Here is a 14,155-nt window from a genome sequence, read left to right on the forward strand (position 1 = left end):
GTAAATGAAATTCAAATTAAGTCGTAAGATAGACTTTTTCGGGAACCATGAACACAGATCGACTTTTATGGTGAACTGCTTTAATTTGACTAATTACTCTTTCTAAATCTTCACGTTTAAGATTAGAACCAGAAGGTAAGCAAAGACCATAGGCAAATAAATCTTCTGCTACTGCACCGCCAAAACATTCACACTCAGCAAAAATTGGCTGGAGGTGTAAAGGTTTCCAGACTGGACGAGATTCAATTTGCTGTTCAATAAGTGCTAGGCGGACTTGTTCTCGATTTGCACCAAAAGCTTCAGGATCTATTGTTAAGCAGGTTAGCCAACGAGTAGCGCGTCCATAATTAGCTTCTGGCATAAATTCTATTCCTGGTAGGTTTTTCAATGCCTGGTAGTAGATTTCAAAGTTGCGTCTTCTAGCTGCCACTCGCTCACTCAAAACACGTAACTGACCGCGACCAATACCAGCTAAAATGTTACTTAAACGATAGTTGTAACCAATCTCTGAATGTTGGTAATGAGGAGCGCGATCGCGTGCTTGAGTTGATAAAAATTTGCCTCTGTTTACTAACTCTAAATCATTAGAAACTAACATCCCACCACCAGAGGTAGTAATAATTTTATTGCCATTGAAAGAGTAAATCCCAATGTGTCCAAAAGTTCCTAAAAAACGCCCTTTATAAGTAGCCCCTAAAGCTTCAGCAGCATCTTCAATTAAGGGAATATTGTATTGATTACAAGCTTTTAGAATTTGGTCAATATCTGCACTTTGACCATATAAATGTACAACCACAACAGCTTTAGGTAATTTGCCTTTTTTGGCGCGGTGCTTTAGCGCTTCCGCTAACAATTCAGGGTTCATGTTCCAAGAAGTGCGATCGCTATCAATAAAAACTGGTTTTGCACCTAAGTAAATAATTGGATTAGCACTCGCAATAAACGTTAAAGTAGAGCAAAAAACTTCATCCCCAGGTTCAACACCAACTAACCGCAAAGCTAAATGCAGAGCCGCTGTGCCAGAACTAACAGCCACAGCATGGCTAGCACCAATTAATTGACAAAATTCTTGCTCGAAAGCATCAACATGGGGGCCAACAGGCGCAATCCAGTTAGTTTCAAAAGCTTCTTTGACGAATTCTAGTTCGCGATCGCCTATATGAGGTGTTGAAAGTAGAATTGGTTTATTCATTCCTATTACCTAAATATGTTTGCCAGTTTTTAAATGCAAACTTTACGTAAGTTTTGGTATTTTTCCCTCAATTAAGAGAACGATAAGCAGGGAAAAAGTTGGACTCAAGTAAAGTTTCTGGCTCAGTTTTTAAAGATTTTGCTCGTAATTTAACTAAATCTATATATTTTTCTTCATCTGTAATTAGGCGTAATGTCAAGAAAGAATGTTTTTGTTTAGAAAAACCTGCTTTAAATTTGTATAGACTATCTTTAGCTGAACCAACACCACCGCCCAAATGTAAAAATTTATTTCCACGTTCTTTAGCCCAAAATCGAACGTAATCAAACATTAACTTACTAGGAGCTTGTTTTAGGAACTCGTTTTTTGTTCCTCCAAGATGGTATTGAACTATTTCACAGCATTCAGTAAATATTCCAGCACAAGCAACTTTATTATTTAACTCTAAAATACACAAGTGGATATTTTCATGCATATTTGCTAGAGCAGCAAAATATTTATAATCAAAATAAAAATTTTTTTTGGCTTCTACACGCTGCATTGTTTGAGTGTATACATCAATAAAAATATCTATATAATCCTGAAAATTAACCATTCTTGTTGTAAATCCATCACGTTTACACCGATTGATACAAGTGCGGTGTTCCGGTCGTGTTTGCTGCCATATTTCTGTTGCAGAAAGACTTAAGTTAATAGATATAGTTTCTCCTGATAGTTGAAAAACTTGAGAGGCTAAAACTTCATTCAAATTTTGATTGAGTATTGGATGCAGGCGTAAAAATGCTGAACACACCCTCTTGGATAGGAATACAGATTTTAGATTTTCAAGTGCCAAGTTTAAAAAATCGGGTGTATTAGCCGCCGCTTCACTTAACAGAAATCCAGGATAACCATAAGGCGAAACTACATCAAATACTTCTGGAATTGTGAACTCGCCGTCAAACAAATCATCGCAGCGGCGCAGTAAATAAGGTAAAAAAAATATTTTTTCACCATCAGCTATCAAAATCGCCTCTGGTATTGATTGAGTTCTTTGTGATTCTAGATATACATATTCAGGCAAATGATAAACATCATAACTGAGCTTTTCTAGTGTTTCTAACCACAAAGGGTTAGCTAAATCAATTACTTGAATATTCATCTTTAAAATTAATTTAAGAATTATTCTTTAAGTTAGCCTTTGAATTCCTCCGATGTAACGTGACCTTCCTGGGTGACGCTTTCTCGTTGCATTACTTGCCATATAGTCATGAACAAAATTTTCAGGTCAAGCCACAGACTCCAGTTATCGATATACCAAACATCCAACTGAAATTTTTTATTCCAAAATTGATCTAATGTGCGGCGACCATTAACTTGTGCCCAGCCAGTAATACCCGGCTTTACTTCATGGCGGCGTGCTTGTTGAGGGGTATAGCGGTCAAGATACTTTACTAATAACGGGCGGGGGCCAACAAAACTCATGTCTCCTTTTAAGACATTCCAAAGTTGAGGTAATTCATCAAGACTAGTTTGACGCAGCAATTTACCAAAGGCTGTGAGGCGTTTTTCATCAGGAAGAAGATTGCCTTCAGTATCGCATTCATTGGTCATAGTACGGAATTTGTAAAAGTTAAAAATCCGAGCATTTTGACCAGGGCGGGGCTGAGTAAAAATCACTGGCTGACCCATGCGAAAATAAATAGCGATCGCTACACCCATGAGTAAAGGAAAAAGAACAATTAAAGCGATCGCTGCCATAACTCTATCTAATATAGACTTGATTAATCTGCTGTAGTTTTTTAAGTTAATGCCCTGAAATTTTTTAAGATTCATAAATACACCTTTGTCTCTTATTCCTCTTATATATGTGAGACTTTTTTCAAAACTTCTACTTGTGAGATATTGAATAAATTCCTAATTCTTCATAATACTTACTCAGTCGAGCAAAAACTAATTCCTCATCATATTTAACTTCGACTCGCTCACGACTAGCTTGACCATAAGCTTGTCGCAATTCATAGTTAGATAATAGTATTCCCAAAGCCTCAGCTAACTTTTGACTATTTTGAGGTGGTACAATTAAACCTGTTTTTCCATGAATTACAGCTTCTCGACAACCCCGAATATCTGTAGTAACAACTGGTAAACTCATTGACATTGCTTCTAGAATAGATCGGGGTAATCCTTCATGAGTGAATGTAGGTAGAACAAAGATATCTAACAGCCCTAAAAGTTCTGGTATATCTTGACGTTTACCTGTGAGGGTAATATGTTGCTCAATTCCTAAAGAGTGAATTTTTTTGATTAGTTCTGCCTGAAAAGGTTCAGGGTCAGTATCGAGTTGTGAGCCAATTACCAAAACTTGCAAATTAGGAAAATGAGGAAGAAGTTTAGCTGTGGCTTCAATTAAATATTCACTCCCCTTTTTACGGGTTATACGTCCAATTGTGCCAATAATTAAGTTTCTACTATCAGGGATATCCAAGGATTTTCGTAATTGATTTTGATGAGCTAAATTGAGGCGATGTCTACGACGGGCTACGCCTACGCACTTAAAACGATCAATGTCTACACCGTTACCCAAATAACATACTTTTTCCGGCGGACAAAGACCTAATTTTTTGGCTGTGGCAATATCTTCATGATTTTGAGTAAGGATTAAATCAGTTATGAAAGCAGCAAGTTTTTCGACAATAAAATAAAAACGATATTGACTAAGTGAGGACTGATCGTGAAATGGAAAACCGTGAGCAGTGTAGACAATTCGTTTAACACCAGCTAGTTTGGCTGCAATACGTCCCAATACAGCAGCAATTGGAGTATGTACGTGAACAAGGTCGTACTGATTTTTTTGAATTAATCGCGTCAGTTGATAAATACTTCTCAAATTCAAGAGAGGAGATATCCGACGGTCAATTTTAATTGGATGGACTATGTATCCTTGTTGTTGTAATTGTTCAACTTCTAAACCTGGAGAGCAAGCTATTTCAACTGATAGATTATGAGACAATAAATAATCAATCTGAGGTCTTAAAAGAATCTGGGCGGTGTCTCCAATTGCACAAATATGTAGTATTTTCATTATTCCCGACTCCCCACTTTTACCCAAGAATTTTGGGTTAATTGAGTCCTAGCATTATGATAATAAGAACAATACCAAGCTACAAAACGTCCAATTCCTACCTCAATAGGCGTGCTAGGTTTAAAGCCTACATCATTAACTAAATCATCAACATCTGCATAAGTAACGGGGACATCACCAGGTTGTAAAGGGAGCAAATTCTTTTGTGCTTTCATTCCCAAACAATCTTCTAGCACTTCTATAAAGCGCATTAATTCAACTGGTTGATTATTACCTATGTTGTAAATTTTATAAGCAGCCTTACTCGTTCCTGGGTCGGGTGCATCTCCTGACCAGGCAATATTTGGCTCAGGTATTTTATCCATCACCCGGATAATACCTTCTACAATGTCATCAATATATGTAAAATCTCGGCACATTCTACCGTAATTAAACACATCAATCGGCTGCTTTGACAAAATTGCTTTAGTAAACAAAAACAGCGCCATATCTGGACGACCCCACGGCCCATAGACAGTAAAAAAGCGAAGTCCAGTTGTTGCTAAACCATATAAATGGCTATAACTATGAGCCATTAACTCGTTAGCTTTTTTTGTAGCAGCGTATAAACTAACTGGATGGTCTACATTGTCGTGAATAGAAAAGGGTGTTTTAGTATTAGCACCGTATACAGAACTAGAAGAGGCAAATACTAAGTGTTGAACGCCTGAATGGCGACAACCTTCGAGGATATTAATAAAGCCCACTAAGTTGCTATCTACATACGCATGAGGGTTCTTGATGGAGTATCGGACACCAGCTTGTGCTGCTAAATTGACCACCACATCAAAGCGTTGTTCGGCGAAAAGTTGAGCTATAGCTACTGAGTCTGCCAAATCCAGTCTATAAAAACTAAAATTTTGGTTTTCTTCTAGTTGAGCTAAACGGTCTTTTTTAAGTAAGACATCGTAGTAATCATTTAGGTTATCTAGACCAACAACCTCATCACCTCTGGTTAATAAACGTTGACTGAGATGAAAACCAATAAAACCAGCAGCACCAGTGACTAAAACCTTGACCATGATGTTTCTCTAAGTAGCTAAGTGTAAATAAATTAAAGTTTGTAGTGAATTAGCGCGGTGTTCTCCCAAGGGGGTTTCCCCCATGAGCGGCTAACGAACCCGTTCGCGCAGCGTCTCCGTTAGGAGAAGGGTTACGAATTACGAATTACGAATTACGAATTACGAATTACGAATTATTTAATTATGTTTACCTACTTATAAGCTCCAGTAATGAATATGAGGTGGTAGTGTAGTGTGGCTAAAAATAGACTTGATATCCATTAGCACTCCACCTGGACGCAAACAGTTGAAAAGTTGTTCGCAAGGCATATCCAAGTAAGCTTTATGGCTGACTGCAAATATTACCCCATCTAAATCACATAGGTTATGCCAATCTACTAAATCAATCCCATACTCTTGATATGCTTCATCAGGATCTACCAGAGGATCGTGTAAGAGTGGTTCAATACCGAATTGCTGCAATTCTGCCACCATATCTGGTATGCGACTATTGCGGATGTCGGGTACATTTTCTTTAAAGGTAAGACCGAGAATTCCTACCCGTGCTTCTTTAATCGACAGGTTAGCTTCAACTAAGAGTTTGACAAAACGCTGACCAAGGTAAGTACCCATACTGTCGTTAATCCGACGACCGGCTAGGATGACTTCGGGATGATACCCCAGTTCTTCTGCCTTGGTAGTTAGATAGTAGGGGTCAACCCCAATGCAGTGACCACCAACAAGTCCTGGGGTGAATGGCAAAAAGTTCCATTTGGTGTTTGCAGCTGCTAAAACATCGTGGGTGCGGATACCGATGCGATCGCATATTAACGCCAGTTCGTTCATCAAAGCAATATTCAAGTCTCGCTGAGTATTCTCAATGACTTTGGCAGCCTCAGCGACTTTAATTGAAGAGGTGCGATATACACCAGCATCAATAATGGCTGTGTAGACATTTGCAACTCGTTCCAAAGTTTCGGCATCTTCCCCAGCTACCACTTTGACAATCTTTTCCAGAGTATGAGCCTTGTCACCAGGATTAATCCGTTCTGGAGAATAGCCCAGCTTGAAATCAACACCCATTTGTAAGCCTGATACTTTGGCCAAAGTTGCTCCGCAGATATCCTCTGTAACCCCAGGATAGACTGTGGATTCGTACACTACGATCGCACCAGGTTGTAGCACTTTCGCAACGAGTTCAGAGGCTTTAATCAGCAAGCTGAGATCAGGATTGTGGTTGCGGTCAACTGGGGTTGGAACAGCAATCACAAAAAAGTTTGTATCTACCAAGTCGTAAAGGTCTGAAGTGATGATGAGACTAGAATTTATTAACTCATCGGTAGAGATTTGACCCGTGCGATCGCAGCCTTGTTTTAAACTTTTAACTTTCTCTAAATTGATATCAAATCCAATAGTGTAGGGAAACTTTTTGGCAAACGCTAGGGCAACAGGTAGACCAACGTAGCCAAGACCAATAACAGCAATGCGGTTGCTCATGTCTTAACGGGAGTATAGTTAAATATACGAAGTTTGACAATTGTCATTTATCAAAATGACAATTATTTGATAATTCAGATAAGTCTCGTTTGTTAACTTTGAAATTTGAGGACAGTTAATACAGGAATCCTCTTCTGTTTCAATTTTGTAGCACTTTTTTATTTGAGTAATGCCAACTTGGCGCAGCTTCTACAAATAAAAAGACATAACCGCATCTATTTAATTATCCACCTGTAGTTCAAATCTCGTTTCCAGCCTCTGGCTGGAAATGCTACTCCTGCTGGCTCTGCCGCCAGTAAGGGAGGCGGAGCCTCTAAGATGGTATTCCCAGTCTGAGACTGGGAACGAGATAATTGTCCACCTGTAGTTATTCTTACTTTGATGCTAGTCTTGGCAAGCGGAACCAAAATCTAGAACCACCTTCGGGACGAGGTAAATAACCAATTCTACCTCCCCAGCGTTCGAGTGTGATTCTACAAAAATAAAGACCTAAACCCGCTCTCCCTGATTTATCTTTACCTTGGGAGAACTTTTGAAATAAATTTTTTACCATTTCTGGCGATACACCCAAGCCCTGATCATCTACAGTAACTAAAACATACTCCCCATCTAATTCTAGACCAATAGTCACAGTAGAATCTGGTACACTGTAACGATAAGCATTTTCTACTAGATTAGAAATCACTCTATCTAAACGAGATTGATCTCCAATAACCGTCCAGTCTATTGTCTTATCAATGTTAGCGGCAAACTGTAATTGTATATGATTAAGAGCAAAATTAGGCTTTAAAAACTCAATTACCTCTTGGATGGAAGTTAATATGTTGGGTGCTTCTTCAATACCAATAGGAGAATTTTCTGGTAATAGTACTTCATTAGAAAAAGCATCTAAAGTATCCTTAATTAGCATCTCTTGTTTTAGACATTGCTTGATACCAGTTTCTAGATACTCTTTTCCTTGAGGTGTTAAATTCTCAAATTCTAGGAGTGCAAAACAGCAATTTATAGCACTTAATTCCACTGCTATATCATGGATCAGACAATGGATTAAAACATCTTTTTTTTGATTATCTTTGAGCAATTGCTGATAAATTAACTTATATTCTCTAGCTTTTTGTAGAATATACTGCTGTTCTTTATAAGAATCTTCTAAAGCCTCAATTAATAAAAGTTTCTTATTATCGACAAAAATTGCATAAGCTTTCAAATGATATTCTTGCCCAGTGGCATCTATTTCAGTCCATAAACCTGAACTCAGTTTTTTTACATTATTATTATTGTTAATCCAAAATTCTTCAGCATCAATTAAAAAATTCTTTAAAAAAGAAAACTCTTCCTGCGGTATTGATATATTTATCCCTGATGCTAATTCTTTACAAGAAAACTGATTGTACCAATCAGGTAAATTACCAATTATTTTAAATAACCCTTCATTAATTTGCTCTAACGCTAGAATATCTAAAGCGGTGAGCATATCATTTGTGATAGATGTATTCATGGGTTAAATCTGCTACGCTCAATTAATTTTTATTCTAGGTTACTAATTTAAATTTCTATTTAATTTTTCCTGTAATAGTCTGAAATCATTGGCTTTTTGTTGAATAGGAAAAAGGTAATTTCTATCACAGCTACTATCTAACATCAATACCCAATCTACTTCCTTTGTCGGTAATATATGAACATCTACACAACTGCCATACTCTGTTTGGATAAATGGTATAAATAGGGAGGCATTATCTAGTGGTAGTAGTCCTTCCAGAAAAATAACTTGCTCTTTTGCATTTTCTCCTTTACGGAGATTAGTAATTCCATATTCTGCCAGCTTCCCACCCCAACTTAGGAGGCTGCCATCTTTATTAACCAACAGATAGGCAAGAGAAGAATCTGCGGTTAGAAAATTTAGAATATAGGTAATTACAAAAACAGGAATATCTAACATTTAGCAATCCAATATTTTTTTAGTAAGAGTTTGAAAAGCTTCTTCTACACCGATACCACTTTTAGCACTGGTTTTTATCACAGTCCAACCCTTTTGCATAACATCATCTATTTCAGCAGATTCAATTTCCCATTCATCCGTTATATCCCATTTGTTTATAACCAAAATAAAGGGAACTTGCCCAATCGTATCTTCTACTTTTGTTTGTAAATCAAAAGCTTGTTCTAAAGTATTATGCCTTGTACCATCTACGACTAATAAATAACCAGCAGAACCCCGTAAATAAGACATTTGTAATTTTTGAAATTCGTCTTCTCCATAAATATCCCAAAGAATAAGATTTATTTTGTTGTCTTGAATATCTATAGTTTTTTTATCAATTTTTACACCCACTGTAGTATGGTATTTTTCTGAAAAAATACTGTGGACTAACCTCGCTACTAAACTAGTTTTACCTGTAGCAAATGCACCGATCATACAAATCTTTTTCTGGATAATCATAAATTGATTTAATTTTATTTAGAGGTATTAGCCATGAATACCTTGAAAGATACTCTCCGATTAACTTTTTTAGATTCTGGTGTTACTTCTGGCTGTAAAGGTAGGCTATAACTTACCCCTATGGCTTTAAATTCGTTTATATTAATTCCTTGAGATTTTAAATAAGATAGAATTTTATTAGCACGGGCTTGACTGAGCAGCTTATTTTGCCCTTCTGTTCCAGTGCTACTGGTATGTCCAATTATTTGAATCTGTGCATTTTTCCCCAGATACTTAGCAATATCTAAATATTTACGGACGGATATAAATAAATTAGGTAACTTGTCAGCTTCACCAGGCATCAACTCAGTTGTCCCTTCTGAAAAAAATAATATTTTTTGTTCTATTTGTTTTTTGTATGATTCTAATTGTCTCAGTTCTATGTCCACAAGATTTTTGTCTTGTAATTTGGTGATGCCAGGAATAAAATACCATAATTTCCGTGCTTCTAAAATCCATTTGCGGGGGGCATGACCAGTAGCAATAAGAACACCATTATTATCAACTTGTAGTGATACAGTTTGTGGTGGACTTAACAATTGTTCAACTCTTTTGATAGTGAATTGTGGCTCTAAAGAAAGATAAGGTTGCCACTGGCTACTTACCATTTTGGGATTAATATTTGTTTGTTGTATCAATGTATTGGGATCTACTGCTAAGGGATCGCGCATTCCCGAAATAAAGTATTTTCCAAAACCTTTCTGGGAGTTTATCACAACAATTCCTGGTTGAGAGTTGAGTTTTTGGAGATAGGCTTGCCAACGGAGTTGCTCTCTAATTGTAAAAAAGCCCCAAGTCCCGCAAGCGATCGCGATCGCACCCAAGAAAGCCCAGGCATAGGTATAATTTTGTTTGGCCGGAGATTTATACTGAATTACCAGACAAGCTTCTAAATAAGGCTTACTTAGCTGAAATGCTTCTGTCTCCCCTGTAAAATTTTTAATTTCTCTACTGAGCTTCAGGTGAATTTTCTCTATTGCTTCTCGCAAAACTAACCTTAATTCTTGGGGAGGATTTCCCCGAATCATCGCTGCTATTAACGCTTGCGGCCCCTCTTCAATCCAAATCGTGAGTTCTCCAAAGCGTAAACTCTTTATCCCATCTCCTTTTTGAATACTGAACGAATCTTGGACAAAATCTTGGATAGCTGTCAACATAGCAGCTACTAAATCGGGATCTTGAACTGCTACCTGCGTTGTTACTAAATGTTGAAGCAATAATCCAGAGTTTTTATGAATCAGAAATATTTGTTCTACTCGATAAACTAACGTCCGTAACAGCACAATTTCCGCAAATGATTTTCCTGTACGTTTCGCTTCTAGTCTCCACTTAAAGCTCTGTGGAGATAAGCTATGTTCCAGGGTTTGATTCATCGATTGCATCATTTCCTCAAGAGCCGTGGAAATAGCCTTGCGAGTGGCTGGCCCAATCACTGGAAATAATGCATCTGCAAGCACATTGTGGTCTTGTTTAACAGAAACTTCAATAGCGTCTTCCACAGTTGACACCATTACTTGTCCAAGTTGTTTATCTTGCTTTGACCGCAGGATAACAGCTTCAGGAAGCATCTGGCTAATATCTTCTGGTTGAATTTGAGGGTTTTCTAATCGCTCATAAAATTTTTTCAGTTTAGTTGGCTCAATATCCAGAAGCAAACTGCGGAGTAGAGTTAGTTCATCATTGATTTCGGAGGTTTGGCTGTTGCTATTCAAAGCTTCAGAGGATGCTTTCGGTATTGGATTTGTCGAATAGTCACTCATTACCAAAATCCCTCAATTCACAATTTATCTGAAGTAGCATTCTGTTGTAAACAGGAGAGATGTATGGATGGATCAAGAATTAACTCTTAGAGGATCTTTGAAATGTTATAAAACGTAAATAGGTTTAAAACACTTAATCAATAACCAATGACATAGACGTTCCCGTAGCGTAGGACAAATTACAGCCCCCACCAGTTAGCTTTAATTGCGCCAGCTTACTTCAAGACTTGTTTTCTGCATTCAGTCGGATGGCTAACTCTGTAAACATAGCAGCAAGATTGGAGCGATCAGTTTTATCCCTGCGAAGTTCTTGAGCTTCCCTTTCTAATAAAGCTAGGATTTCCTGAGATTTCTGCTGGATATCATCTTGTAAACTTTTAGATTGATTGAGAATCTGCTCACGTAACTCTCGCTGACTATTAGTAGTTTGTTGATCAAATTGATTAATCTTGTTTTCCAAAGATGTAATTAAATTTTTACTTTCTTCAGCAACAGCTTTCACCTGACCATCACGTTCTCCCTGCTCATTTTTTAGCCGTTCTGTTAAAGAATCAACTTCTTGTTTGATATAATTTTCTAAGGAATCTAAACGTTTTCTTGTTTCATCGCGGACATTGCCCAATTCTTTAATTAGACGTTCTTCTAAGCGGGCAAACCTTTTTTCAGTATCTCGTGTTTGATTACCAAAAAGAATTTCTCTAACTTTATCTAAGTTGCTATTTTCGCTAATATAGTTACTGCTCAAATGCTGCTTATTTATTTCTGAATTAGATCCCCATTTCTCTACTTCTAAGGAATTATTATGGCTGTACTCTTCCGGCGGGTTCATATTTTGAATTCCTTGTAAAACTAAAAGTTGGTTTGGCTGTCAGTTGTGATACCATATCTAGAGCCTAGATACTAGTGCGTATTAAAGTGCGTTTTGATACAAAAATATATTTTACTTAGATAAGTAATAAAACATCTAAATTTCAGTCATTGGAACCATAAATAGTGGTTTTTATCAGTATTCTATTTTAAATGAAAAAGCGAACTGACATATACAATGCTGAAGCTAGTAGTACTTGCTACGTAGCGAAAAAAGCCACCTAAGTACAAGTGGCGAATGGCACTAAGAAAAGCCCAAAAGCTTGTGTCGTCTCGTTCCCAGCCTGGAGGCTGGGAATGTATTTAAAAGAGGCTCTGCCTCAATTCAGGCTACCAGAGGCGGAGCCTCCCAGAATGGATTCCCAGCCTCCAGGCTGGGAAGCAGTCAGAACAAGGGCTGTATCTTCGTACAAGTGGCTTTTTGCTCAATCTTAATTTCAAGATGGTTATTAAGAAGAGAGTTTCTCTATCTCCTCACCCAACTCTCGCCGGACTGATTCCAGCAGATTTGTATCCCGCGTCCAGTTTTTCCAGTCCGTACCGACACGCCGAGCTAATTTAAGCCCCCACTTGTGGCGATGTCTACGACGGGCTACGCCTACGCTATTTTTGAGGATTTCGAGATATTCGTAATCTTCTACCCCTTCCCTGAGCCACTTGAGTCTCATAGAAGGAACAACTCCTGTCAAACCTACCTGTTTACCAGGATAAAACAACATTCCTTCACCAGGATAATAGTCTTTCTCTTGGGAATAAGTTTGAATGTCGTTCCACGGATCTTTTGTCCATAAGTCAACTCGCCAGTATAAAATCCCTGTCAGTCCCAGGCTTTGGCTAATGAAGCCTGGGTGAATTCTATAGTTTATCGGTTCAAAATCTATCTGCCATTTAGGCGAGTAGCCATCCTGTACCAAAGCGTTGTAAGACCAAACTTTGTCTCCTTTTTGCAGAACCTCAGATATTTGTTTTGGAGCTTCATCATAAGATTCTGGCAATACTACCCAGATGTCTACAGCAGAACGTCCAGTTCCAGAACCATCATCATAAAGCGCTGGTGTAGGAGTCATGGCTAAGGCTGTTGCGATTCCAGCCTTGTGAAAATTTCGCGCCCATTCCTTTACTGGTTTAATCAGATTTGGACAATTATCAATTTCATCGGCATATCTAGTGTAGAGAAATAGACTAGATTCATGTTTAGCAGCAGTAGTTTTTATTTTCTTAAGAGAAGGGGCTGGAGACATTTTGCAAGTACTAACATTAGCCCCGCTCCAAAAAGGAAGACTCCGAGAACGGAGTCCCCATTGCTCCATTAATTCTGTTTCATCTGCTGGATCAAAATGCGCGTCAGGCATTAACTTATGTTTGAGAAGTTCTACCATGTCGCTTTTATCTTTATGTTCATAAAATGTGAACTCAGAATTAAGCGAGGGTTTTATCGGTAACTCAAAATTCCAAACTTTTAGGTGGATTTTGCCTGTAACTTTTCCTTGGTCACTGCTAACAGTATAAGTGCCATCATATTCACCAGCTTGAGTGTCGCGGGGTACAAATATATCTACCCAAATTGGTTGGTTATTCCTAGCTTTAAGATTAAATGGAACTGCATCTAATTCAGCGTTTTTAATATCTGCTTGATTTTCAGGATTCAGAAATGGAATTAGCCCATCGGCATACCATCCATTACCTAAAGGGGGATTGCTACTGCCTTTTTTGTTAGGGCTAGAATGTGTAACTTTAACGTAATGTTCTCGGTAGAGTGTAATATTACTATTGGAAATTACTTGATTGTTTGGGCCAGATAAGTTTGACACTGAAACATTAACGTTTGTCAGTCCACTATTTGGTGCGCGGATTCCGATTTGAAAGGGTTCATATTCCCCACGGGCAGCATATAAATCAATGCGGGTTTTACTTTTTGGTAAGTCTTCTCGTTTTATCCTTTCTAAATTTGAAGTTACCCAGACAAATGGATGACTAGTTAAAAATGAGTTGTTTGCTAATAGCCCGATGCTTGAACAAGCAAATAAAGTAAATACTGTTCCTAACATCAAGATGATAAGCTTAAATCGGTTAATAAATCTTGTTTTTCTGTTAAATAGAGACATTTAAATTTCTCCTTACTCTTGTCATTTGTTAATACAAAATTTTCATGAGAAGACGCGATAAATCGCCGTCTCTACAAGGATCAATCTTTCGTCTTGACGGCGATTTATCGCGTCTCCTGTCTTAACCGAACCGTATTGTGACAGCCCCTAC

At 37.8% G+C, this 14,155-nt stretch carries 13 protein-coding genes; all 13 read right to left on the reverse strand.

All coding sequences use genetic code 11. From position 1 onward, the window contains the following. Positions 1 to 16 precede the first annotated feature (16 nt). The 13 genes from ACWATR_RS27240 to ACWATR_RS27300 all read right to left on the reverse strand — a co-directional run bounded on the left by ACWATR_RS27240 (position 17) and on the right by ACWATR_RS27300 (position 14,004). On the reverse strand, positions 17 to 1,192 hold the full coding sequence (locus ACWATR_RS27240) for a DegT/DnrJ/EryC1/StrS family aminotransferase (RefSeq protein WP_460339129.1): 1,176 nt from the start codon (positions 1,190 to 1,192) through the stop codon (positions 17 to 19). 67 nt (positions 1,193 to 1,259) lie between these two features. Further along, the gene (locus tag ACWATR_RS27245) at positions 1,260 to 2,333 is read right to left on the reverse strand and encodes a FemAB family protein (protein WP_460339131.1); all 1,074 of its coding nucleotides are present in this window, start codon (positions 2,331 to 2,333) and stop codon (positions 1,260 to 1,262) included. Positions 2,334 to 2,365: 32 nt separating this feature from the next. Next, a complete protein-coding gene (locus ACWATR_RS27250; protein WP_460339133.1) occupies positions 2,366 to 3,007 on the reverse strand; it encodes a sugar transferase in 642 nt (213 codons plus the stop codon). 55 nt (positions 3,008 to 3,062) lie between these two features. Then, entirely contained in the window at positions 3,063 to 4,256 is a 1,194-nt protein-coding gene (locus ACWATR_RS27255; protein WP_460339135.1) for a glycosyltransferase family 4 protein, read from the reverse strand. Continuing rightward, complete coding sequence (locus ACWATR_RS27260) at positions 4,256 to 5,317, reverse strand: NAD-dependent epimerase (protein ID WP_460339137.1); 1,062 nt, start codon at positions 5,315 to 5,317, stop codon at positions 4,256 to 4,258. Before ACWATR_RS27260 ends, ACWATR_RS27255 begins: the two co-directional genes overlap by 1 nt. 195 nt (positions 5,318 to 5,512) lie before the next feature. Continuing rightward, on the reverse strand, positions 5,513 to 6,793 hold the full coding sequence (locus ACWATR_RS27265) for a nucleotide sugar dehydrogenase (RefSeq protein WP_460339139.1): 1,281 nt from the start codon (positions 6,791 to 6,793) through the stop codon (positions 5,513 to 5,515). 215 nt (positions 6,794 to 7,008) lie between these two features. Next, positions 7,009 to 7,200, reverse strand: coding sequence for a hypothetical protein (locus tag ACWATR_RS27270; RefSeq protein WP_460340778.1), 192 nt, complete (start codon positions 7,198 to 7,200; stop codon positions 7,009 to 7,011). Further along, positions 7,167 to 8,291: a sensor histidine kinase gene (locus ACWATR_RS27275; protein ID WP_460339141.1), complete on the reverse strand. Its 1,125-nt coding sequence runs from the start codon at positions 8,289 to 8,291 to the stop codon at positions 7,167 to 7,169. The genes ACWATR_RS27270 and ACWATR_RS27275 overlap by 34 nt, the downstream gene beginning before the upstream one ends. A 42-nt stretch (positions 8,292 to 8,333) precedes the next feature. After that, complete coding sequence (locus ACWATR_RS27280) at positions 8,334 to 8,732, reverse strand: hypothetical protein (RefSeq protein WP_460339143.1); 399 nt, start codon at positions 8,730 to 8,732, stop codon at positions 8,334 to 8,336. After that, positions 8,733 to 9,230, reverse strand: a complete 498-nt coding sequence (locus tag ACWATR_RS27285; protein ID WP_460340706.1) for a Rab family GTPase — start codon at positions 9,228 to 9,230, stop codon at positions 8,733 to 8,735. Between the two features lie 17 nt (positions 9,231 to 9,247). Then, positions 9,248 to 11,032 (reverse strand): OmpA family protein, encoded by a 1,785-nt coding sequence (locus tag ACWATR_RS27290; RefSeq protein WP_460339145.1) that lies wholly within the window; start codon positions 11,030 to 11,032, stop codon positions 9,248 to 9,250. 220 nt (positions 11,033 to 11,252) lie between these two features. After that, positions 11,253 to 11,861 carry a hypothetical protein gene (locus tag ACWATR_RS27295; RefSeq protein WP_460339147.1) on the reverse strand — a complete coding sequence of 203 codons (609 nt, stop codon included), beginning with the start codon at positions 11,859 to 11,861 and terminating at the stop codon, positions 11,253 to 11,255. A 487-nt stretch (positions 11,862 to 12,348) separates the two neighbouring features. Further along, positions 12,349 to 14,004, reverse strand: a complete 1,656-nt coding sequence (locus ACWATR_RS27300) for a DUF4091 domain-containing protein (protein ID WP_460339149.1) — start codon at positions 14,002 to 14,004, stop codon at positions 12,349 to 12,351. Positions 14,005 to 14,155 lie beyond the last annotated feature (151 nt).

The sequence above is a fragment of the Nostoc sp. UIC 10890 genome (assembly GCF_054786515.1).